The 23,266-nt window shown below is 37.7% G+C and carries 18 protein-coding genes; 4 read left to right on the top strand and 14 right to left on the bottom strand.

The window, feature by feature from the left end; translation table 11 throughout:
- Positions 1-121: 121 nt before the first annotated feature.
- The 12 genes from Q7J67_01795 to gyrA form a co-directional block, all read right to left on the bottom strand.
- On the bottom strand, positions 122-1,393 hold the full coding sequence (locus Q7J67_01795) for an ISNCY family transposase (GenBank protein MDO9464019.1): 1,272 nt from the start codon (positions 1,391-1,393) through the stop codon (positions 122-124).
- A gap of 94 nt (positions 1,394-1,487) precedes the next feature.
- Positions 1,488-2,894 carry an MATE family efflux transporter gene (locus Q7J67_01800; protein MDO9464020.1) on the bottom strand — a complete coding sequence of 469 codons (1,407 nt, stop codon included), beginning with the start codon at positions 2,892-2,894 and terminating at the stop codon, positions 1,488-1,490.
- 80 nt (positions 2,895-2,974) lie between these two features.
- Positions 2,975-3,988, bottom strand: a complete 1,014-nt coding sequence (gene trpD / locus Q7J67_01805) for an anthranilate phosphoribosyltransferase (GenBank protein ID MDO9464021.1) — start codon at positions 3,986-3,988, stop codon at positions 2,975-2,977.
- Positions 3,989-3,997: 9 nt separating this feature from the next.
- Positions 3,998-4,567: an aminodeoxychorismate/anthranilate synthase component II gene (locus Q7J67_01810; GenBank protein ID MDO9464022.1), complete on the bottom strand. Its 570-nt coding sequence runs from the start codon at positions 4,565-4,567 to the stop codon at positions 3,998-4,000.
- Positions 4,564-6,045 (bottom strand): anthranilate synthase component I, encoded by a 1,482-nt coding sequence (gene trpE, locus Q7J67_01815; protein ID MDO9464023.1) that lies wholly within the window; start codon positions 6,043-6,045, stop codon positions 4,564-4,566. Before trpE ends, Q7J67_01810 begins: the two co-directional genes overlap by 4 nt.
- Before the next feature lie 20 nt (positions 6,046-6,065).
- Complete coding sequence (gene pssA / locus Q7J67_01820; GenBank protein ID MDO9464024.1) at positions 6,066-6,788, bottom strand: CDP-diacylglycerol--serine O-phosphatidyltransferase; 723 nt, start codon at positions 6,786-6,788, stop codon at positions 6,066-6,068.
- Positions 6,785-7,414 (bottom strand): phosphatidylserine decarboxylase family protein, encoded by a 630-nt coding sequence (locus tag Q7J67_01825; protein ID MDO9464025.1) that lies wholly within the window; start codon positions 7,412-7,414, stop codon positions 6,785-6,787. Before Q7J67_01825 ends, pssA begins: the two co-directional genes overlap by 4 nt.
- Positions 7,415-7,539: 125 nt before the next feature.
- Positions 7,540-7,947 (bottom strand): HEPN domain-containing protein, encoded by a 408-nt coding sequence (locus Q7J67_01830; protein MDO9464026.1) that lies wholly within the window; start codon positions 7,945-7,947, stop codon positions 7,540-7,542.
- Positions 7,948-8,571, bottom strand: coding sequence for a nucleotidyltransferase domain-containing protein (locus Q7J67_01835; GenBank protein ID MDO9464027.1), 624 nt, complete (start codon positions 8,569-8,571; stop codon positions 7,948-7,950).
- A gap of 289 nt (positions 8,572-8,860) precedes the next feature.
- The gene (locus tag Q7J67_01840) at positions 8,861-11,473 is read right to left on the bottom strand and encodes a DEAD/DEAH box helicase family protein (GenBank protein MDO9464028.1); all 2,613 of its coding nucleotides are present in this window, start codon (positions 11,471-11,473) and stop codon (positions 8,861-8,863) included.
- Entirely contained in the window at positions 11,470-13,761 is a 2,292-nt protein-coding gene (locus Q7J67_01845; GenBank protein ID MDO9464029.1) for a site-specific DNA-methyltransferase, read from the bottom strand. Before Q7J67_01845 ends, Q7J67_01840 begins: the two co-directional genes overlap by 4 nt.
- Positions 13,762-13,939: 178 nt before the next feature.
- Positions 13,940-16,453 (bottom strand): DNA gyrase subunit A, encoded by a 2,514-nt coding sequence (gyrA, locus tag Q7J67_01850; protein MDO9464030.1) that lies wholly within the window; start codon positions 16,451-16,453, stop codon positions 13,940-13,942.
- Between the two features lie 172 nt (positions 16,454-16,625).
- On the opposite strand from gyrA, the gene Q7J67_01855 reads away from it, so the two are divergent.
- The 4 genes from Q7J67_01855 (at position 16,626) to rsmD (ending at position 21,110) form a co-directional block, all read left to right on the top strand.
- Complete coding sequence (locus Q7J67_01855) at positions 16,626-17,918, top strand: sulfatase (GenBank protein ID MDO9464031.1); 1,293 nt, start codon at positions 16,626-16,628, stop codon at positions 17,916-17,918.
- Between the two features lie 17 nt (positions 17,919-17,935).
- On the top strand, positions 17,936-18,307 hold the full coding sequence (locus Q7J67_01860; protein MDO9464032.1) for a DUF1844 domain-containing protein: 372 nt from the start codon (positions 17,936-17,938) through the stop codon (positions 18,305-18,307).
- Between the two features lie 10 nt (positions 18,308-18,317).
- A complete protein-coding gene (recG, locus tag Q7J67_01865) occupies positions 18,318-20,405 on the top strand; it encodes an ATP-dependent DNA helicase RecG (GenBank protein MDO9464033.1) in 2,088 nt (695 codons plus the stop codon).
- A gap of 147 nt (positions 20,406-20,552) precedes the next feature.
- On the top strand, positions 20,553-21,110 hold the full coding sequence (rsmD, locus tag Q7J67_01870; GenBank protein ID MDO9464034.1) for a 16S rRNA (guanine(966)-N(2))-methyltransferase RsmD: 558 nt from the start codon (positions 20,553-20,555) through the stop codon (positions 21,108-21,110).
- Here the strand turns inward: rsmD and Q7J67_01875 are convergent.
- Positions 21,105-22,151 carry a type IV pilus twitching motility protein PilT gene (locus Q7J67_01875; protein MDO9464035.1) on the bottom strand — a complete coding sequence of 349 codons (1,047 nt, stop codon included), beginning with the start codon at positions 22,149-22,151 and terminating at the stop codon, positions 21,105-21,107. The genes rsmD and Q7J67_01875 overlap by 6 nt on opposite strands.
- Before the next feature lie 19 nt (positions 22,152-22,170).
- The gene (locus Q7J67_01880) at positions 22,171-23,262 is read right to left on the bottom strand and encodes a PilT/PilU family type 4a pilus ATPase (GenBank protein MDO9464036.1); all 1,092 of its coding nucleotides are present in this window, start codon (positions 23,260-23,262) and stop codon (positions 22,171-22,173) included.
- Positions 23,263-23,266 lie beyond the last annotated feature (4 nt).

Consider the following 23,266-nt stretch of genomic DNA (forward strand, 5'->3'; position numbering starts at 1 on the left):
TTGTCAAGACAAATTAAAAATGTCCCCTTTTTAACAAAATCAAAATGTCCCTTTTTGTTTTTTTTGATATATTAAATTAGTAGTAGTAAATTTTTCTTTTTGGTCAAGCTTTTTCTTTTTGTTAATTATGTGCATAATGTGGATAACTCCTTGTCTTGTATTTTCTCCATGGATGATCCTTCGGCGGGATGTAGACTTTTCTCAATTTGAATTCATACGGTTTCTCCTCATCATTAGCTCTCTTTGGTCTGCTTGTTATTTCTCTGTAGTTTAAAGCTTCCCCTTTGTATGTTATTGATATTCTCCCATCTGTACGCTCGCAGACTACAACTTTCTTTGCTCTTATCCGATTCTCTACCTGATAAAGCTTCTTATCATGGCTTACTGTGAAATCTTTTCTTAACACTCTAACAGTCTTCCTGCAGAGAATATCATCCAAATTTGCGCTTTCAGGAACTGCTCTGTGCATATCTGCTTTCTTTGCCGGCTGAAATCCAAACCTCTTATTATAGATAGGCAAATATTCATCCAGAAACTTGTTGGCTTCTTCTTTTGTCTTAATTCCCCTAAGTCTCATTTCCTTTATTAGTCTATCCTGAAATGTCTTAAAAAGTCTCTCTATTCTTCCTTTTGCCTGCGGAGAATCTGCATGTATTACATCTACTCCTAACTCCTCACATGCTCTCTCAAATTGACTCAGCGGCTTTCTATTGTTTAACTCCTCTTCTATTGTTGGTTTCCCGTTGGATTTATATGTTGTGTGCTTGTCTAAATATATGCTGTTTGGAATGCCATTTTTATTTATATACTTCTTGAAACTATCCATCGCCGGCATTGTCCCTTCATAATCATAAAATCCAGCTGATACATCATTCGTTGCATCGTCTATGTATCCCATCAAAACTAGCTTAGGCCCTCTTCCTTCTAGCCAATCGTGATGCGATCCATCCATCTGCACCATCTCCCCAAAACACTCCCTTCGCTCCCGCCATTGGCGGTGTGCCCTCGCTTTACGCTGCCATTCCCGTTTTCTATCAGCTATGAGCCATAACCTCAGTGTCTCGTGGTTCACAGTAATATCATCAAGTTCGTGAAGTTTCTCACTGGCAAAGCTTGGTCCAAAATCCCAGTACTTTTTGTCGTAGAGCCCCAGCACTTTAGCTCTCATCTCATCATCAATTCTTCTGTGACCTGGCTTGCCTCTTGACTTGTGTATAATCCCTGTGTCTCCTTCTTGCCTAACTCTTGCTACAATCCTTTTTGTTTGCCTATAGGATAAACCTATCAACCTAGCAGTCTCCTTCTGAGTCATCACTTTCTCTATAGCTCTATTTATTACGCTTACTCTTCTTAATTCCTTCGCAGTCATTGTGATAACGCCCTTTCTCTCCATAATGTCCTCCTCCTTCCTTCTGGAGAACATTGTAACCCCTCAAAGGGGACATTTTTAATTTGCTAGAAAGGGACTTATCATTTTGGTATTACAGCTATTTTTTTATGCTCTTCCACGCACCTTTTTTAAACCATCCAGCCATCACTACTCCTTGAACCACATTTGAGATAGCAATTGCCAGCCATATGCCATTGGTATTCATATTTAAATTTTTTGATAATAAAAATGCCAGTGGTATCTGGAATCCAAAAAGGGAAATACCTGTAATTATAAGCGGCGATAAAGTATCACCTGCACCCATAAATGCTCTCCCAAGAACTATAGAGGATGCCATAAAGATAAATGCAAAAGATAAAAAGCGTAAATATAAGGCACCTATTCTAATAACTTCGGGATGGGTATTAAAAATAGCAATTATTTCCTTAGCAAATATAGTAAATATTATTGTGAATATTATAGCTATAATTCCAAAAAATCCTGTTGACAACCATGCGCTTCTTTCAGCCCTTTTTGGTCTGTCTGCTCCTAAATTCTGCCCAACCAATGTTGTAGCGCATTGAGCAAATGCAAAGCCAGGCATCATTACCAACATCAATACTCTCATCCCAATACCATAAGCAGCTACAGCAAAAGTGCCGAATACAGCTACAATGCGCATTAAGATTAAACCTGATATGTTTCTTGCAGCCATCTGCAAGGCAGCGAAAATACCTGTACGAATCATCTGAAGCATAGTGGATAGTCTCAATTTTGATTCCCTTATTTTTAAATGGATAATAGAGTGTCCATTAAAAATTGCCCATAGTCCCCATATCATACCTGCTGCTCTGGCTGTAACAGTGGCCAGAGCAGAACCTTTAACTCCCAAAGCAGGAAACCCAAACATTCCAAATATTAATAATGGATCTAAAATAATATTCAATCCTGTAGAAAGCAACAAAAATTTCATAGGCAAAAAGGCATCCCCTGCTCCACGAAAGATAGCGCTAATCAAAAATAAAAGAAACATAGTGATTGAACCAAGAGACAATATCTTGATATAAGATTCCCCTAAAGAAATCACCTCTCCGCTTGCGCCAAACAAGATAAGCATAGGTTTCGCCAGAAAATAGCCGGAAATACCAAAAACAATAGAACCGATAATACCCATAAAAAGTGATTGAACAGCAACATCTTCTGCCTCTTTAATATCCTTTGCCCCAATGGCTCTGGCTACCATAGCCGTTGTCCCAATAGAGATACCTATTAAAGCAATCATAATTATTCCAAAGAAGATTCCTCCCATAGCTACTGCAGCGATAGCTTCTGGACCTAATCTGCCAACAAAAATCATGTCCACAATATTAAACGCATTCTGCAATACCACACTAATCATAATAGGAACAGCTAAGTTCCAAATACTCTTAGAAATACTACCTTCGGTTAAATTGTTCTTTTCTATAATTTTTCTTCTTCTTTCAGCCACTTTTCCCATATTAGTCTTATATATTTTGCAAGACATTAGCCATGAAAAACTAGAGATGTAAGTCGTATGTTGAACCGATCATCTCCAGTGCATCGAAGCAATACTGGAGAGTGTTTCTACTTATTTGTCTCTTCTCTTAAGGCATTAAGTTTATTGAGTGCCGCTCCTGAGTCTATAGAGTTTTCAGCTAATGTTATGCCTTCTCTTATATCTTTAGCTTTTCCTGTTGCTACAAAGATATGAGCAGAATTCAGAACAACGATATCTCTCCTTGCCCCTTTTTCACCCTTTAGTATTTTTATAATGATTTTTGCGTTTTCAGCTGCATCGCCGCCTTTAATATCTTCTTTTTTCCCAGTGGATAGACCAAAATCGCGAGGTTCTACAAAATATGTTTTTATCTCTCCATTTTTAAGCTCGCTGATTCTTGTTTTTCCTGTAATGCTTATCTCGTCAAAACCGCCTTCTCCATATGCAACAAAAGCTCTTTTTGACCCCATATTCTTAAGAACATTTGCTAATTTATCTGTTAAATTCGGATCATATACTCCCAAAATCTGAGATGTAGCATTAGCCGGATTAGTGAGCGGACCCAGAATATTGAAAATTGTTCTTATGCCTATTTCTCTTCTGGGACCAATTGCATATTTCATAGCTTTATGAAAGAGTGGTGCAAACAAGAATCCGATGCCTATTCTATTGATACATTCCTCAACCTTTTTTGGATGAATATCTATGTTTATTCCCAACTCTTTCATTACATCCGCACTTCCGCATTTACTGGATACAGATCTGTTGCCGTGTTTTGCAACAACAACTCCGCCTCCTGAAGCTACGATTGCTGTTGCTGTAGAAACATTAAATGTGTCAGCCTTGTCTCCACCTGTGCCGCATGTATCAACTACATCTAACTCATGTTTGATATGAATTCTTTCCGCCTTCTCTCTCATCACCTTTGCGCAGCCAGTAATTTCATCCACAGTCTCACCTTTTATTCTGAGGGCTGTTATAAAAGACGCGATTTGAGAAGCAGTCGCTTTACCGTCCATAATTTCTTCCATCGTTCCTCGCGCTTCGTCTTCTGTAAGATTCCCACCCTCTACAATCTTTTGAATTATTTCTTTAATCACAATAGTCTCCTATTTCAGCTTTAAAAAGTTTTCAAGTATTTTTTTACCTTCTTTAGTGAGGATTGATTCCGGATGGAATTGGACACCTTCAATCGGGTATTTATTGTGCCTGATTCCCATTATTTCATTCTGCTCAGTCCATGCTGAAATTGTGAAACACTCAGGCAGAGATTTTCTCTCTACTTCAAGAGAGTGATATCGCGTAGCTTCAAATGGATTATTGATGCCTTTAAATATTGTGTTGCTGTCATGATAAATCATAGAAGTTTTTCCATGCATAAGTCTTTTAGCTCTGACTATTTTCGCTTCAAAGACTTCCCCAATGCACTGGTGCCCCAAACATACACCGAGTATTGGAATTTTCTCGTAAAATGATTTTATAACATCTTTAGAAATGCCTGCTTCTTTTGGTGTGCATGGACCTGGAGAGATGACGATTTTTTTCAGGTTTTTTTTGTTCTTTATTTGATCTAATGTTATTTTGTCATTTCTGTAAATCTCCATTTCAGCACCAAGCTCGCCGAAATACTGAACTAGATTAAACGTAAAGGAGTCGTAATTATCTATTATAAGAATCAAATTAAACCCTCCTCAGCAAGCTTTATTGCTTTTATAAGCACTTTCGCCTTATTTAATGTTTCATTATATTCTTTCTCTGGTACTGAATCTGCAACAATACCTGCTCCAGCCTGAAGATAAGCTGTATTGTTTTTAATAATTGCTGTTCTTATTGTTATGCATGTGTCTAGATTTCCTGAAAAACTCAAATACCCAACTGCTCCTGCATAAGGACCACGTCTGGTAGGCTCAAGCTCCTCAATAAGTTCCATAGCTCTTATCTTTGGAGCGCCGGAGACTGTCCCTGCAGGGAAGCAAGCCTTGAGAACATCTATGCTGTCTAAATCAGGTTTAATTTTCCCTTGAACATCTGAGACTATATGCATGACATGAGAGTACTTTTCTATACTCATCAGTTCTCCAACTTTGACTGTGCCGTATTTGCAAACGCGGCCAATATCGTTTCGTGAAAGGTCAACAAGCATTATGTGCTCTGCGAGTTCTTTTGGATCAGATAGCAATTCCTTTACAAGTTCATTATCTTCAATCTCTGTTTTCCCTCTGGGTCTTGTACCAGCTATTGGACGTTCTTTTACAGTTTTATTTTCTACCTTAACCAAAGTCTCAGGAGATGATCCTGCTATTTCAAAACTGTCAAGCTTTAGATAATACATGTATGGAGACGGATTTATTAGTCGAAGAGCTCGATATATATCAAATGAGTCCACATTTATTCTAGTTTCCAGCCGTTGTGAAAGCACGGTCTGAATGATATCGCCTGCTTTAATATATTCCTTGGCTTTCTTTACAATTTTTGTGAATTGATTCTTTGTAAGATTAGACTTTAGCTTATATTTTATCTTTTGTTTTTTATTTCTGTATTTCTGCATAGGTGTATTTAATTTATCTATTAGCTTATCAATCTTTCGTATAGCTTGATCGTATGCCTTAGCCGGATCAAGCTTATCATTTAAGTGTACATTTGAGACTATCTTCATCTTATGCAGAAGATGATCGAAAATTATTATAGTGTCCGTGAACATTAGCACACAATCCGGAAGATTGAGATCATCGGCTGTATGCATTGGTAGTTTCTCTATGAATTTAATAACATCATAGCTAAAATACCCCACTGCTCCGCCGCAAAATGGAGGGAGGGAATCATCGGTTACAAATCGGTATTTATCCATCATGTGCCTGAGAAATGGTAATGGGCCGCCTGAAAGAGAAACTTGTTTTTCTTTATGCTTAGTCAGTAGGCTTCCCTTATTATTTTTGAATTGAAAGACTGTTTCGGGATCGGTGCCAATAAATGAATATCTGCCAAATTGTTCTCCTCTTTCAACACTTTCAAGAATAAATGAAAATTTATCTCCATGCGCAACTTGTTTATATGCTGATACAGGAGTTTGTGTATCAGCTATGATCTCTTTGTAAACAGGAATGAGATTCCCGCGTTTTGTTTTTTTAATAAACTCTTTTTTTGTTGGATGATACATAAGTTTTGCCGCAGGCGAAATCAGGGGGATGTTCTCCCAGCTTGGTCTTTGAGTACGAATAATTTTCTTAAAGGCTTGATCATTCTTGTAAGTCCTGAAAGTACGTAAGCAAATGTTATTGCAAACATAAAAAAATCCGAACGCACAACTATTAAAGCAAGAATTAAGAGTATAGCAACCAGATAGTGAAATGGTCTTTTTCTCTCAATTTCCTTTAGACTGGGATATCTAACTTTGCTTACCATCAGGTATGCAATAACAACCATGAATATTGGAAAGAATCTGAGTACAGGGAATTGAATAATGTAGTCATGAAAGGCTACTGTAGAGGTTGTGATTATTGCAGCAGCAGCAGGAATAGGAAGTCCTACAAAAAATTTATCCTTTGTTTTTACTATTTGAACATTAAATCTGGCTAGTCTCAATGCCCCACAAACTACGTACAATGTAATAAGGGATAACGCTAGACGCGTAGGAATTCCATGAAAAGATTTATACACAAGCACTGCCGGAGCAACAGCAAAAGATATGAGATCAGCAAGGGAGTCATATTGCAATCCGAACGTGCTGCTTGTTTTTGTTAGACGCGAAACCTCGCCATCAAGCGCGTCAAATATAATGGCAACAATAATTAACCATCCTGCGATAATAAAATTTTCTTGTATGGAAAAAATTATTGACAAAAATCCGCACACTAGATTGGCGGTTGTTAGAAGATTTGGCAGTAACTGAATTTTTCTCATATAATTTTCCCCATAATAGTTATTCCCGCCTTAACTATATCGCCAATTTTTGCGTTTATCTTTACGTTCACAGGAAGAAACAGATCTGTTCTTGAACCAAATTTTATCATTCCTATGCATTCACCAATTTTTATTTTATCACCTTTTTTGCATTTACATACAACGCGACGCGCAATTTTCCCTGCTATTTGCCTTAAGGCAATCTTATTCCCTTTATGCGAAAGCACCATAAAATTATTCTCATTTACTTCTGATGCCTTTGGATTTCTAGCGTCAAGGAACCTTCCTCTTGAATATTTAAGATACACTATCTCTCCATCAACTGGCGCGCGATTGATATGCACGTCAAAAATCGAGAGAAAGATAGAGATTCTATTAACTGGTTCATCGGATATTTTGCTGTCCTGAATCTGTTCGATCGCCACTACTTTGCCATCAGCTGGCGCAAGGACTATATTTTCTCCTTTTGTAATCTCTCTTTCAGGATCTCTAAAGAAAAAAACACAAAAACTAAGTAAGATGAGAAAAATAACACTGACGTATATATGCAGAAAAGCGCTGAGGATTGTAAGTAATACAAAAAAACCTATTATTGGCAAACCATCTTTTGCTATTTTAAATTTCATTTTCCAATACGTTTCTTTTTGTCATTTAAGTTAGTATAGTTAAAACTAATTTACTTGTAAATGACATTTTCAAATGCGCTCAGCCGTGAATGAGAATAGATAGCCACATTTACTCCTGAAAAGAGCTATTTTAATCTTGAGACAACCCAAGTATAAAATCTCTCTGTAAGTTTTAATATTTCCAGAGCTTCTTTCTTGGTAAAATCTCTATTTTCGTATTCAATTATATTCTTTTTAGCTAAAATCTTTCTTAAAGTCTCACATTTAGATTTAACTTCCGGCAGGTTCACAGAATTGGATAATAAATCAATTACTGAACGATGGTCAGCACTCATTGAGCGAATGCCTGCATAAAACACAAGCATTGCATCAGCAGAGGATATTGCGCAATGCACAGCATTTAAACCAACTGCGTTTGCCATTCCTCTCTTTTCAGACTGAAGCATTGTGTCATAGAATTCACTGGCCTTTTTAAGATAGGTTTTATATTCGCTTCTTTGTATTCCTTTTGTGTTTATCTTCTTGGCTGACATTTACAATAATTCCTCTAATGATCTGCCAAAGAGTAAATTATGAGACTTTAATATATTCTTTATCAAAGAAACTTTCTTTTTATATTTTGACTTAAATTCTTCAACAGTCTGTAGGTAGGCAGAGACCGTGTTGCCAAATTTGTTCATAACCTTCTCATTTACCTTTTCAAAGTCTTTTTCAACCTCTTTTTTGTTTTCTGGATTCTTTACCACTATTAAAAGATCTATGTCACTGGTAGGTCGCTCTTTTTTTCTCTTTACACTGCCAAAAACGGCTATAGAAACTATGTCCTTTATTACAAGAGAGGAGATATTTTTTACTATAGATTCATATATCTCCTCAGGAATTTTGCTTTCTTTTTCATATAAAGGTTTAAGTAAGTCTGAAATAATAAAAATTTTTTCATTTAAACTGTATAGATAACTCTTCCCTATACTTCTTAGCAAAAGCACTCTTTCATTATTTAGCTCCCGAAGAGATTTATGACAGGCTGCAGGACTTACTTTTATTTCTTGAGCAATCTGCCGTCCACTCCACTCCGCCTCTGTCTTGCAGAGAAAACGCAAGATCTTAACCTTTATCTCATTATTTAAAATCTTATCTAATGGGTTGTGCACTCTCATAAACTTATTTCTCTTCTATGTTTTTCAATATAAACACATGTTTACAAATCTAAACATAATATATTATGTAGGCTGATGTCAAGAATTAAAACTAGAAATCCCTCCACAACCAGTGGAAATACCCTTCTGTCGTTGCGAACAAAGTGAAGCAATCTTGCTTTTTGATTGTCCTCTCCGTCGCAACCGCCTGTTTTAGCTGGCGGTTATTGTAGGGGCAGCTCTTGCAGCTGCCCGTTTGCCATTCTTTGAATTGATCTGGGAATCCGGATGGTTGAAGATTTGACCCCGTTTAACTTAATTGAACAGTGGGGTTATTTATTTTTTGCATTAAAGTTGATTTCCAGTCCTTATATCGTTCATCTTTAATAGCTTGGAAGAATTCTGTAATATCTTCAGGTGACAAAAAGTAAAAATAATATTTCCATTCAATTTGATTTTCTACTAATTTTTCATTTAAAACCTTAAAATGTTCTCTTCCGTCTCTGTGTTTGGCTCTGTTTTTCTGATTTGTGTCTCCATCTGCTTTCATTTCAACAACGAGTATCTCGTTCTTTGATTGCATTTTAAGAAAAAAGTCTGGATTGAAATTTTCACGTTTGACGTGTGTACTGGCTTTTCCATCAGGCTTGTAGGAATATGGAAACCAGTATAAACCCTTATCTGGTGATTTGATAACCGAATCAAACAGGTCAATGTTATTAAAGACGGAGCGTGTAAATTTGCGTTCAGGTTCATACGAAACATAAAATAGATTTAAGGGGGTTTTGAATTTGTCTTTTTCTATCTCAATCAAATTATTTTTAAGAAACCTGATTTCGCTTTCACTACCTCCGTATTTTTCGACCTTTTCCTTTACTTCGGAATAATTATTTTTGTCTTTGATAAATTCATACAGCATAGCTTGCTGCTCTTTAGGCAGAGAATCAGGCGAATTTTTACCATAAAACAGATAACCGTTGCTCTTTAATGAACTCTCACTGAAAAACTGTGGCGTCATTTCACTTATTTTCTTGAGACAAACATTATCCGGCTTCATTTTCATTCTTGGCGTTTTTTTGCCAAGTTCCCTCAGCATTGGACCGAATGACTGCTTGGCTTTTGATAAATTCTCATTGCTTAAGAATGTAGTGTCATAACCATCTTTTTTCAGATTTTTGACAATGAAGTCCTTTATTTTTTCAATAGACCATCTTTTTGATATGGAAATATCCTTATCCTTAAGAAAAAGTTTTATTTCTCTTGCCGCTTGTTCTATAGGGACAACATCTTTTGGCTCCACAGTAAAACGGAAAGAGCCCGTTTCGGAATACAAACTCGTTTCTTCATGCTTTTTGCTTTGAGGAGAAAAATTCACCTCTTTCGGTTCTTCGGCGGGTTTTTCTTTGCTTTCTATAGTATCCTGAACAGAGGAATATTCTAAATTGTATAATGGAAATGCAAATTCGGATTTGTTTTCATCATATCCCCATGAAATTCTATTCTCAATTTCCAATACTTCGTTATAGAGGTTAATAATGTTTGGTGTCCATTTTTCATGGTTATTAATCTTTACAAAGATCGGATCCTTCAACCCGTACGGGATGCGAAGTCCGCGTCCAAGCACCTGCGCTATAAGAAGTTTTGAATTAAATGCCTTTTGCTCATGCGGAACAATTTGAAATACGTTTTTTACATCCCACCCTTCCGTAAGCATACTCACCGAAACAATCCACTCAGCCGGATTTTCCGGGTCATCAACAGTTTTTAGAAGCGAAAGATTATCTTTTCTTGTTTTTTCAGGCTGTTCTAATATGGACTCAATAACCGTCCTTTCTTTTTTTGCAGAGGGGATGCCGGATGTTACCCAGATTGCCTTTTTTGCCGCCTGTTCGTAAGAAATTGATTCTTTTTCTGAAATATATCTGACAAGATTATCCCAGACCTGAATACAGGTAACAATTCTGTCTGTTATAATAATTGTTATCGGTTTCAGTTTACCCGCATATTTATTCTGATTCTCAAGATGGTTCTGGTATGTTTCGTCAAACCCTTTGTCTTTTGTGGATTCTTCCTCAACTTTATAGTCTATTTTTTTTATTATGCCGTCTTCCATTGCTTGTTTAATGCTGTACCTGTATATAACATCATAAAAATATTCATCACCGATATACGGAGTGCCTGATAACCCGAGCAGATACTGAAACCCATATTCTTTATCTGTGAGAAATCCGAACCATTTTTTCACGTCCGCGTCAGCCTGGCTGTAAATATGATGCGCCTCATCGCTTATCACAAGAACGCGCTGCCACTTGCCTTTGAAGCTGTCTTCTATTGATGAACCTGTTCTTTGATAGGCGGCATGTATGTTTTCCACGCAGATATCGCCATTCAGAATAGGAACATTCGCACTTTTAATGGCCGGCGCCGGATATGCTGCGCCTAGTTCTTCTAGTATTTTTGTTAAAACAGCATCCCCGCTAAATCGCTCGAATTTCTTTTTCAGTTCCCCTTCAATTGTCAGGGACGGACAGAGAACCAGTACCTTATCCACATAGCCTTCTGACATCATTATCTGTGCAACGCCATATATAACCCAGCTTTTGCCTGTTCCTGTGGCAAGATCAATGCTGAAAGATTTTTTGTCTTTTATCCGTATATGCCCAAGAAACTCATTTAAGCCTTTATATTTTTTCTTGAGCTTTTCGCTGTGATTAAACGTATAAATTGCCGCCTGCTCGGTATCGGCATATTTGTCTGTAATAAAAAAAGCAATTGCTTTTTTTATTGCTTCCCGCACATGACTGAACTCGGCTGTTGTCAAGGCATCAAGAAAAGCGTCATATTTATTGACTATTGACAGGGTCTTTTCAGAGGAATCATCAAGCCTTAAAACGAAATCGCTGTTTTTATACTCTATGCTCATTTGAAATCCTTTTTCGTTTTAACGACTTTCAGCTCATTGCCGTATTTATCAATGAATATTGCCATCATCTTTTTCCCGGCAAAATCATCTTCCTGTATCCTGATAACTGCTTTCGTTTTTTCCTCATTCAGAACATCATTTGCCCAGAAAACTTTATCAAGATTGAAAAAATCATTATTGTAATCCGTGTCAATAAGCGCCATAGAAAAAGTTTCAAAATTTTCAAAATCTTCAGGATCGTAAACAAGCGTATTTGACTTGAATTCTAATATTTCTATGGAAAAATCCTTCTTCCCTGCATTGAACAGATTGCTGTCTTTCGGATTTCTGCGTTTACAGGCGACTTTAACTTGCGGCTGTGAAATAAAATCAAACCCGACAGCGTCAATCACTTCATTGACGTCCGCTTCGCTGACAGGCTGTTTTATGCTTCCCGGCTCTCCTTTTTCAATCAGAGCCTTTAAGACTGAAAGCGGAACTTTTAGAAAAACGTATGTTGTTTTGCTAATTACAATTTCATCTTCCATAAACGCCATGCCGGTTATCGGCGCAACAACATAGAATTTACTGCCAGCTCTGCCGCCCAGAACATTGTGCAGGGTCTTGACATATCCCTGATCAAGAACAAGATTTTTCTGATTGGGATAATCCCAGATAAAAGCTGGATGCACACCAATATACCCGTCCGCTTCAAAACCGTGAATTTTGTGAGACTCGGCGCGCACCCCGAACAACTGCATAACAAAGGGCTTGTACCTGTCCCACGGCAAATCAAGTATTTTCTTATTGTCGTAAATTCCAGCGTTATAAAGAGTAAACTCCTTTGCCTTGAGCGATTTTTCCTTTTCGGTTTTTTCCTTTGGCTGAATAAAAGAAATAAGAAAACGCACCTTGCCGACGTCAATAATTTTTTCGCCCGCCTTGCTGTTTTCCACTTTAATCGGTTTTATTTTGTAAAGCTGTAATTTGTCTTCCGGACAGACAATGGAAAACTCCTCTTTTTTATTGTCTGACAGATTATCGGAAATAAATTCGGCAAGATTTTTCAGAAAAGAGTCGGTAATCACAATGCCACCTTTACGCGCCTTTTCATAGATAAAAAACAAGCCCTTTGAATTGTTTTTCAAGTGCTCATCAAAATCAGCTACCCGCTCGTAATCTTTTCTTTCGTCTTTTTTTATTGACCCGATTTTAGTCGTCAGATTAAGCATTCGTTTCTGGATGGTATAAACAGCTAATTTGCCGCAATCCATCCCGATCCAGCGGCGGCCAAGTTTTTCTGCCACGGCGAGCGTTGTGCCCGAACCCGCAAAAGCGTCAAGGATAATGTCGTTTGGGTTGGAGGAGGCTTTGACTATTCGTTCAAGAAGGTTTTCCGGCTTTTTGGTTGGATATTCAATTGAGTTTTCTAAATTCGATCTTGGAACTGGGATATTCCATACTGTATCTGCATATTTTCCCTCTGCCATATAAATTTTTTCCTGTTTCCCATCTCTAAGTGCACTAATTTTATACCGCTTTATAGTGCCATCTTTCAGTACCTCTATATGATTATATCTCTTTAACGTTAATTGAGAAAATTCTTCTGTTATTTTTCCTGGATAAATAATAGGACTTTCAGTTTTTGAATATAAAAGTATATTATCATGTTTTTTTGGGAAACATTTTACTGGTTTTGAATTTCCTTTATAATGCCAAATAACCTCATTCATGAAATTATGTTCTCCGAACACCTCATCCATAATTGCTTTGATATAATGGCCTTTTTTCCAGTCAAGGTGGACATAGATGGAGCCGTCATCCGCAAGAATTTCGCGCATCAGGATCAGTCGTTTCCGTAAAAACTCAATAAACTGCGCGCCGATGATTTTATCCCGGTACGCTTTTTCGCGGTCTTTCATGAAATCCTGTTTTGTGGCAAAAGGTGGGTCAATATAGATGAGTTTGATTTTATTCTTTGTCTTATAAAAATTCGGTCCCTGCTGGTCTTCATACAGGGTTTTCAGCACCAGCAGATTATCGCCGAAAATCAACATATTCTGCCAGTCATCCTCAAAAGAGTTACTGGTATTAAAAGACCTTATTTTCTGAAAAGGCGCGGCAGGCGTTTGGGCGATAATATTCTCTTTCCTTGCCTTCCCTTTATAGACAAGCCTGTAATCCTTAGTCGCCTCAATAAACTCAGAATCATCCTTATCAAACAGTCTGGGCCTATAAACTGCCGGCAGAGTCTTCCCCGCTTCAATCAGTTCAATTATTTTCTTCTTTTCCTGTTCAGTCAGTTTCACGTTCAGTCCTTTATCCGTCGTCTGAATGCCATTTATATTACAATAGCTCAAATTGCCTAAAATCTCAATAAAAAATAGGCAAAAAATGGAGGAATAGATGTGATTTCGTTTTGCGTTCTTATTTCAGTTCTATCAATTGCACTAATTATAATATTTATTAGATTGGAAGGGATATGTTTTATTTCTTTTTCTTCTTGGCGCCTTTACCCGTTTTAGGTTTTTTTGATACCTTTTTGTTCTTCACTTCTTTTTCTTCGTTTTCCTCTTCCTCAACAGCAACCTTTGCAATACTTACTACACGGTCTCCTTTGTCAAGACGGATCAGCTTAGTGCCTTTTGTATTGCGCTTGATAACCCTTATTTCCCTAACAGGCTGGCGTATTATTACACCTTTAGCTGTAATAACTATCAATTCATCAGCATCTGCAACTGTTCTTAATCCTTCAACCAGTCCATTTCTTGAATCAGTCTGAATACTAATAACTCCGATACCCCCGCGTCCCTGGGACCTGTACTCTGAGAAGCGCGTGCGTTTCCCATATCCATTAGCTGTAACAACAACAACTGTTGACTCATCCTCAACAACTTCCATTCCAATAATAATATCTCCTTTCTTCAATCTTATGCCCCGAACACCTCTTGAGACCCTTCCAACAGTTCTTATTGCTTTTTCCATGAATCTAATTGCTTTACCATCTCTTGTTGCTAAGAGAACATCCTTTTCTCCGTCAGTGAGACTTACTGAAATTAACCTATCTCCTTTGTCCAGCCTTATGCCCTTTATTCCACCTGCTCTTGGATGGCTATAAGCAATGAGATTAGTTTTCTTCGTAATACCCCTCTCTGTTGCCATTATCAAATTATGTTTATCATCAAACTCTCTAACTCTGATAAAAGCTGTAACTTTCTCATCAGGAGCAATACGCAAAAGATTAACAATAGCCTTACCTCTTGAGAGCCTGCCTGCCTGCGGTATTTGATAAACCTTTACCCAGTGAATTTGTCCTCTGTCTGTAAAGAAAAGTATATAGTCATGCGTGGATGCTACAAATACATATTCTATAAAATCCTCCTCCTTTGTTCCTGCTCCCATAATACCCCTGCCGCCTCTATGCTGTCTTCTGTATGTTGTTAAAGGCAGCCTTTTTATATATCCAGCGTGGCTTATTGTTATAACCATGTCTTCTTCTGCTATCAAGTCTTCCATACCCAGTTCTGTTGTTTGTTCAACAATCCGGGTTCTCCTCGGATTTGCGTACTTTCCCTTAATTTCAAGCATTTCCTTTTTGATTATATCCATAATTTTCTTATCACTTGCCAGAATCTCTTCAAGTTGATTTATTAACTTTATTGTATCCAGATACTCCTGATGGATCTTGTCTCTTTCCAATCCTGTTAATCGCTGCAGACGCATATCAAGTATAGCTCGTACCTGCAGGTCAGAAAGCTTGAACTCTTGCATTAAGCTCTCACGCGCGGAATCTGCATCTTTGGAGGATTTTATTATTTTTATAACCTTATCAAGATGTTCAATCGCAACCTTTAATCCCTCCAGAATATGTGCCTTAGCTTTTGCTTTTTTTAAATCAAATTGCGTTCTTCTGCGCACAACTTCCTGTCTATGCTGAAGAAACTTATCTAACATCTCCCGTAGATTAAAAATCCTGGGCCTGTTTTCATCTATAGCAAGAAGTATAGCACCATATGTGGTCTGCATCTGAGTATGTTTATAAAGCTGATTAATTATTATCTGCGCAATTTCTCCCTTCTTTAATTCAACAACAACCCTTAGTCCATCTTTATCGGATTCATCTCTCAGGTCGGATATTCCTTCTATCTTATGATCTCTCACAAGATTCGCTATTGTTGTAATTAGATTTGCTTTATTCACCTGATATGGAATTTCTGTTATGACTATTTGTTCCCTATCAGTTCCTTTTATATTCTCAATTTCTACTTTTGCCCGAACCTGAATTAGTCCTCTTCCTGTATGATAGGCATCTCTAATAGCTTTCCTTCCATATATAGTGGCACCTGTTGGAAAATCAGGACCTTTAATGATAAGCATAAGTTCATCAATTGTGACGTCTGGATTATCAATTACGTTTACAACCCCATCTATAATCTCTCCAAGGTTATGTGGAGGAATATCTGTGGCCATACCAACAGCAATGCCTTGTGAGCCATTTACCAGCAAATTTGGCACATTAGCAGGAAGTACTACAGGTTCCTGAAGGGATTCATCGAAATTCGGCACAAAATCCACCGTTTCTTTTTCAATATCCGTAAGAAGCTCCTCGCTTATTCGGGACATTCTTACTTCTGTATATCTCATAGCAGCCGCTGAATCACCATCTATGGAGCCGAAATTACCCTGTCCATCTATTAATGGTTCTCTGGATGAGAAAACCTGCACCATTCTGGTTATTGTGTCATACACAGCTGTATCACCGTGCGGATGGTATTTTCCTAGAACTTCACCAACAATTCTGGCAGACTTTTTATAGGATTTATTACTTGAAATACCCAGATCATGCATTGCGTATAGAATTCTTCTATGAACAGGTTTTAGTCCATCCCTGATATCAGGTAAAGCGCGTCCGATAATGACACTCATAGCGTAGTCTATATAAGACCTTTGCATTTCATCTTCTATATGTACTAAGTCTATCTTCCCTTCTGTTGTATCCATTGCTTCTCCTCTAGTTCAATATTCAGACTCGGAGTATAACATGTTTAGTCGCCTTACTCCAAATAATTTTTTTTGCCAAAGTGGAACTTGACAAGACTAAAGAAAAGTATAATAATTTATACGGTAAAATTAAATTCTTTTGCATGTACATAGTTAAATCATAGGACGAAAGATGAATGTATTAATGATAATACCCGACGCTTTGAAGGCTGATAATTTGCATTGTTATGGCTATCCGAAGGAAACAAGTCCTTTTCTTGACAAGCTGGCCAGCGAAGGAGTGCTTTTCAAAAACACAATAAGCACTTCCTCTCATACTCTACCTGGTATAGCTTCTATTCTTACAGGATTGACTCCTTTTACTCATGGGCTTGATGGACCACCAACCTGGGAGAGATGGAGAGAGCTGTGGAAACCGTGGAAGACGCCTTTTAATATTCTTGGAGAAAAAGGATATAAAATAGCTGGATACGACGCATGGTTCTATGGAAGACTCGGATACGATAAGGAAATAAAAGACCTGAATAAAGCTATTGAAGAGCATAAAAACAAGAAGTTTTTTCTGTGGTATGTTCCTTATCAGACTCATCTTCCATACAATCCAAAGATACCTTACGATACCATGTTTATGCCGAGTGATTACCAGATAAGTGAATCCACAAAACAAAAACTTAAAGTTGTCAAGTCAACAATGATTATACATAAACCTGGCCTTTTAAGCAGGCATGAACGGGAACAATCAGTTTCAGGAAAGGACAAGGCAACTCATGGGAGGAGTGCAGGGGTGTTGACTCTCTCAGAAGAGGATATACCTGCTATTATAGCTTTATATGATGGGGAAATAAGATCTCAGGATGAGGAAATAGAGGGTTATGTGAAGAAACTGGAGGATTTGAATCTTCTGGATGATACAATAGTTGTTATAACCTCGGATCATGGAGAAGAAATAGGTGAGAGAGGCTCTGTAGGACATGCATCGTGCTCGCTTGCTGGCACTTTGCATGAGGAAGTTGTAAGAGTTCCTCTAATAATAAGATATCCCAAAGCACTTCCAAAAGGGAAGGTAGTTGAAACACAGGTTTCCTTGATTGATGTCATGCCTACACTGTTTGATATTATGGGATTTGAGATGCCCAAAGAGACAGAAGGACATTCACTTATGCCTTTTATAAAAGGGGAACATGTGGACTTTAAGGAAGAGGCATATCTGGAAACACGGCCATGCGGCTGGCAGATTCTGAAAAGTGATGAAAGAAAAGTATATGCTATAAGAACGCCTGAGTGGAAGTTTATATATAATAGAGATCCCAATAATAAAGATAAATGCAGCTATGAATTGTATAATTTGAAGGATGATCCTGGCGAAAAGCATAACCTGGTCAGCGAAGCAAAAGATACAACAGACCAGTTTAAGAAAAAACTGCATAACCTGATGGACAAGCCATCGTTTCTTTTAAATAAATAATATAATTGGAGGATGCTATGGGCAAAGAAAAGAAAAAGAAAGATATAAAATTCAATATCAAAAAGGAAGATAAAGATTGGAAGGAAAAGGTAGTAGAGGATAAAAAGAAAGAAGAATTTAAGATGCCTCCATTAGAGGTAAATTTTATGATGTTTATAACCAGTCTCAGCATGCAGGCAATGATGAGTCTGGGGCTCTATCCAAATCCCATTACAAAGAAAGAAGAAAAGAATTTAGGCGTCTCTAAGTACACAATAGATACTATAACAATGATCCAAGAAAAGACAAAAGGCAATCTTACCAGTGAGGAATCCAGATTAATAGACAATATTCTATACGACTTGCGAATGAAGTACATAGAGACAAGTAAAGAACCTGTCAAAACATGATTGTATCCTAATGCTTAAACTGGATACTTCTATCCAATATATGAAAGGCGTTGGTCCGAAAAGAGTTGCGCTTTTTGAACGTCTTGGTATCCAAACAGTCAAAGACCTTCTTTATTATATCCCTCGGAGATATGAAGATAGGCGTAATTTTTCTCCTATTTCAAAGCTCGGTATTGGGGCGCAACACACAGTTATGGGGAAAGTTCTGACAAGCGGAGTACAGAAATTAAAGAAAAATCTAAGCATACTCAAGGTGGCCATTGATGACGGCACAGGCATAATATATGCTGTATGGTTTAATCAGCCGTTTTTAGAAGAACAGTTTAAGATCGGCACAAAGGTTGTTGTAAGCGGTAAGGTTCAGATATACGGCAGAGAGTTACAAATATCCAGCCAGTCTTATGAAATTTTACGTTCCGAAGACAAAGAGAACGAAACAGAAGAACTAATTCATACAGGAAGAATTGTCCCTTTTTATCCGCTGACCCAAAACATATCCCAGCGCAGAATAAGAAGAATGATTAAAAATGCTCTGGATAACTGCCTGGATCAGATAAATGGCATGCTTCCGCAGGACGTTAAAGCAAGGCACAAGCTGATAGATACTAGGTGCGCTCTTTTAAACATCCACTTCCCCAAGACGTGGAGGGATAAGGACTTGGCTTACAGAAGAATTGTTTTTGATGAATTTCTGTTGTTGCAATTAGGAATTCTTTTAAAAAGGGCCTCCATTTCAGAACCTCAGCTTGGTATAAAACATCAAAATAAAGGAAGACTGCTGGAGCAATTTCTCAAGACCTTGCCGTTCAAGCTGACTGATGCGCAGCATAGAGTTATAGATGAAATAAATCGGGATATGACATCTGAAAAACAAATGAACAGACTAATCCAGGGCGAAGTTGGATCAGGAAAAACTATTGTTGCAATTGCTGCTTTGCTGATTAGTATTGAAAATGGTTATCAGGGAGCCATAATGGTGCCGACAGAAATACTGGCAGAACAACATTACATTTATATGGCAGAGGCGTTGGCTCCAATCGGTATAAAAATTGATTTACTGATTGGCAGCACCACTCAGAAATCACGTACGGAGATTACAGAAAATATACGCAATGGAATTACTGATATTATTATTGGAACACATACATTGGTTCAAGAGAACATTGAATTCAAAAGGCTTGGACTTGTAGTAATTGATGAACAACATCGTTTTGGCGTGCTGCAACGTAACATGTTAAGAAAGAAGGGGCTTAATCCTGATGTTCTGGTGATGACTGCTACACCTATACCCAGAACTCTTGCACTTACTGTATATGGAGATTTGGATATTTCTACGATCAGGGAACTTCCTCCTGGGAGAGGCACTGTATCAACATATTGGGTATCAAAGTCACAGCTCCAGGGAGTGCATGAGTTTATTGAGGAAGAGATAAAAAGAGGGCGGCAGGCATATGTTGTCTCTCCACTAATCGAGGAGTCGCATATAATAGAGGCTGTTGCGGCTACTCAACTCTTTGAACATTTTAAGAAGAAAGTATTTTTGAATCTAAGAATAGGACTTTTGCATGGGCAAATGAAAAGCGAAGATAAAGAAAAGGTAATGCAGGAGTTTCGCGAAAACAAGATTAATATACTGGTGTCTACAACGGTTATTGAAGTTGGTATAGATATTCCTAATGCTACTATAATGTTGATAGAGAATGCTGAGCGATTTGGCCTGTCACAGCTTCATCAGCTTAGGGGCAGAATTGGCAGGGGCAAAGACCAATCATATTGTATATTGCATGGTATGCCAAGAACTCCTGAAGCGCAGAAGCGCTTGACAGTTATGACGCAAACACAGGATGGTTTTAGGATTGCGCAGGAGGATTTGGAACTTAGAGGTCCTGGAGAATTCTTTGGAACAAAACAACATGGTCTGCCTGAATTAAAAATCGGCAATATAATTTTAGATCTAGATATAATGGAGATTGCAAGAGAAGAGGCAGTAAATATAATTAAGTCTGATCCTGAACTCTCAGCCAAAGAGAATTATCTTATTAAGAGAAATTTTCTGCAGAGCTTCAAACACAGGATTGATCTGGCAAAAGTAGGATAATGGTTAAATTCGAAGCACGAAGCACTAAATACGAAACAATATCAAATGACCAAAATACAAATGATCAAAACAATGTTTAGAATTTTGAAAATTAGGATTTTGGATTTGTTTAGGATTTCGATATTCGGATTTCGGATTTAGAAAAAGATGCGTATAATTGCAGGAAATAACAGGGGGCTCATATTAGAAACAATACCTAACAGAAAAACACGTCCTACGTTAGGCAGAGTTAGAGAAGCGTTGTTTAGTATGCTGGGGGATCAGATTATTGATGCAGAAGTACTTGATCTTTTTGCTGGCTCAGGCAGTCTTGGAATAGAGGCGCTCAGCAGAGGAGCAAAGAACGTTGTGTTTATAGATAACAATCCAGAATGTGTACGCGTTATCCGTAAAAATTTGAATAAGTTTGGGTTGGACATCAAAGGTTCTGCATATGTGAGAGATGCATGCAAAACTATAAACTTTCTTGCCAATCAAAATAAAAAATTTGACATTGTTTTAATGGATCCTCCGTATGACACAGAAGAGCTTGAGAAGATTATGAACAATCCGCATCTTAAAGATATACTGAATAGCGGAGCTGTCTTAGTTATTGAACATTCCAAAAGAAACACACCGCCTTGCCCGAACATTAAAGAATTATGCCATGTTAAATCAAAAAGATATGGGGATACAGTTTTGGCTATTTACGAATTCCATTCATAGTTTTTTGAATTCGGACTGATTCTTGACTTTTGCAATAGCTGATTCGTAAGAAATAGCACCTCGCTCATACAATTCCTTAATGGATTTATCCATGGTATGCATACCGAATTTGCCGCCAGTTTGAAGTATTGTAGAAATCTGTTCTGTCTTTTGTTCTCTTATTACATTTCTCACAGCAGGAGTTGCAACAAGAATTTCTGTTGCGACTATTCTTCCGGTTCTATCTGTCCTGGGAAAAAGCTGCTGAGAAACTATTCCTTGAATACTTCCTGCAAGCTGGATTCTGACCTGTTGCTGCTGGTGAGGGGGAAAAACATCTATAATTCTATCCACTGTTTGCTCAACATCCGGCGTATGCAAGGTTGTTAAAACCAAATGACCTGTCTCTGCGGCTGTTAGAGCTGTAGATATAGTTTCTAAATCACGCATCTCACCTACACATATTATATCCGGATCCTGGCGCAAAACGTGCCTTAATGCATTTGCAAAAGACTTGGTGTCAGAATGTACTTCGCGTTGTTTTATTATGCTTTTTTTATGGTTATGAATATACTCAATAGGATCCTCCACTGTAATAATCAAAGAAGCTCTCTCGCTATTTATCAAATCAATCATTGCAGCAAGCGTTGTGGTTTTTCCAACGCCAGTTGGCCCAGTAATCAAAACCAGCCCGTTTGGTTTGCGTGAAAGCTCTGTAACAACAGAAGGCATCTCAAGGTCTTTGAGTGTTCTAATATTTAATGATATACTTCTAAAGGCTGCTTCAACATTCCCTTTTTCAAGATGAACATTTACCCTGAAACGACCTAAGGCAGGTATGGCAAAAGAAAAATCAAGTTCCCAGTTTTCCTCAAATTCAACCTTCTGCTCATCTGTTAGTATGTTATATATCATGTTCTTAGTGTCATCCCCGCTTAAAGGACTGTAGTCCGTAGAAACAAGTTTGCCGTCTGTACGCAAGATAGGAGGAGCGCCTTCTGTTATGTGTAAATCCGATGCTCCTTTTTCCATTGTCAATTTCAATAAATCTTGAATATCCATAGTAATCTCCTTTTTGTTTTTAGACATCTTTAAGCGTTCTACTGGTAGAGAATATGCCTTTTGTCCTTAATCTGAATTCTGACTGACTATCTGATGCAGAAAGCGCATCTTCATATGATACTAACCTATCCTTATAAAACTTTTCAACACACTGATTAAATGTCTGCATACCAAAATCCTTACTGTTTTTTATTGTGTCATAGATTTTTCCTGTTTGCCCTTCCAGTATGAGTTTTCTGATAGTAGGACTTGCAAGCATTATTTCCAAAGCTGGTATTCTTCCCTCTCCAGAAACTAATGGCAAAAGCCGCATAGATATAACTCCTTTAAGTATAAATGAAAGCTGCATTCTAATCTGGCTGTGCTGGTGTGGAGGAAAGAAATTTATAATCCTTTCCACTGTCTGAATTGTGTCAATAGTATGAAGTGTGCTTAAAACAAGATGTCCTGTCTCAGCAGCCATTATTGCAGTTTCCATAGTTTCAGTATCTCTTATCTCACCTACTAATATGACATCAGGACTCTGCCTGACAACATATCTCAAGGCGCTTTTAAACCCTTTTGTATCAATGCCTACTTCGCGTTGTTCAATTATGCTCTTATTATCCTCATGAATAAACTCTATGGGATCTTCAATTGTTATAATATGGGCTCTTCTATTAGCACTCATATACTCAATCATTGCTGCAAGTGTGGTTGATTTCCCGCTACCGGCATTACCTGTAACAAGGATCAACCCACGTTTTTCCATTGATAGTTTTTGCATGATGTCAACAGGTAAATTTAGCTCCTTAAAACCCAGAATCTCTGTCTTTAATGAACGAATCACGATACCAGTATATCCTCTCTGAGTGAAGATATTAACTCTAAATCTTCCTAATTCAGGCACAGTATAACTCGTATCTATCTCATCCTTCTCAGCAATGCCTGCCCTTTTTTGACTTGCAAGAATGATATTGGCAGCTTTATCCATATCTTTAGACGAAATAGACTCCTTTCCAACAGGCTGAAGTTCTCCATTAACTCTTATATATGGAACATTCCCCACCTTAAAATAAAGGTCAGAAGCTTTCTTATTCACCATAATCTTAAGAAACTTGTTAATATCCATAGCT

The sequence above is a fragment of the bacterium genome, from assembly GCA_030652805.1.
In the GTDB taxonomy this organism is placed as follows: domain Bacteria; phylum JAHJDO01; class JAHJDO01; order JAHJDO01; family JAHJDO01; genus JAHJDO01.

Bases quoted from the DNA above. Each gene is read 5' to 3' on its own strand.
- Q7J67_01880 (MDO9464036.1), bottom strand. From the start codon at position 23,262: ATGGATATTAACAAGTTTCTTAAGATTATGGTGAATAAGAAAGCTTCT.
- rsmD (MDO9464034.1), top strand. From the start codon at position 20,553: ATGCGTATAATTGCAGGAAATAACAGGGGGCTCATATTAGAAACAATA.
- Q7J67_01800 (MDO9464020.1), bottom strand. From the start codon at position 2,894: ATGTCTTGCAAAATATATAAGACTAATATGGGAAAAGTGGCTGAAAGA.
- Q7J67_01835 (MDO9464027.1), bottom strand. From the start codon at position 8,571: ATGAGAGTGCACAACCCATTAGATAAGATTTTAAATAATGAGATAAAG.
- Q7J67_01875 (MDO9464035.1), bottom strand. From the start codon at position 22,151: ATGGATATTCAAGATTTATTGAAATTGACAATGGAAAAAGGAGCATCG.
- Q7J67_01855 (MDO9464031.1), top strand. From the start codon at position 16,626: ATGAATGTATTAATGATAATACCCGACGCTTTGAAGGCTGATAATTTG.
- Q7J67_01825 (MDO9464025.1), bottom strand. From the start codon at position 7,414: ATGAAATTTAAAATAGCAAAAGATGGTTTGCCAATAATAGGTTTTTTT.
- pssA (MDO9464024.1), bottom strand. From the start codon at position 6,788: ATGAGAAAAATTCAGTTACTGCCAAATCTTCTAACAACCGCCAATCTA.
- Q7J67_01795 (MDO9464019.1), bottom strand. From the start codon at position 1,393: ATGGAGAGAAAGGGCGTTATCACAATGACTGCGAAGGAATTAAGAAGA.
- recG (MDO9464033.1), top strand. From the start codon at position 18,318: ATGCTTAAACTGGATACTTCTATCCAATATATGAAAGGCGTTGGTCCG.
- Q7J67_01840 (MDO9464028.1), bottom strand. From the start codon at position 11,473: ATGAGCATAGAGTATAAAAACAGCGATTTCGTTTTAAGGCTTGATGAT.
- gyrA (MDO9464030.1), bottom strand. From the start codon at position 16,453: ATGGATACAACAGAAGGGAAGATAGACTTAGTACATATAGAAGATGAA.
- trpE (MDO9464023.1), bottom strand. From the start codon at position 6,045: ATGTATCATCCAACAAAAAAAGAGTTTATTAAAAAAACAAAACGCGGG.
- Q7J67_01860 (MDO9464032.1), top strand. From the start codon at position 17,936: ATGGGCAAAGAAAAGAAAAAGAAAGATATAAAATTCAATATCAAAAAG.
- Q7J67_01830 (MDO9464026.1), bottom strand. From the start codon at position 7,947: ATGTCAGCCAAGAAGATAAACACAAAAGGAATACAAAGAAGCGAATAT.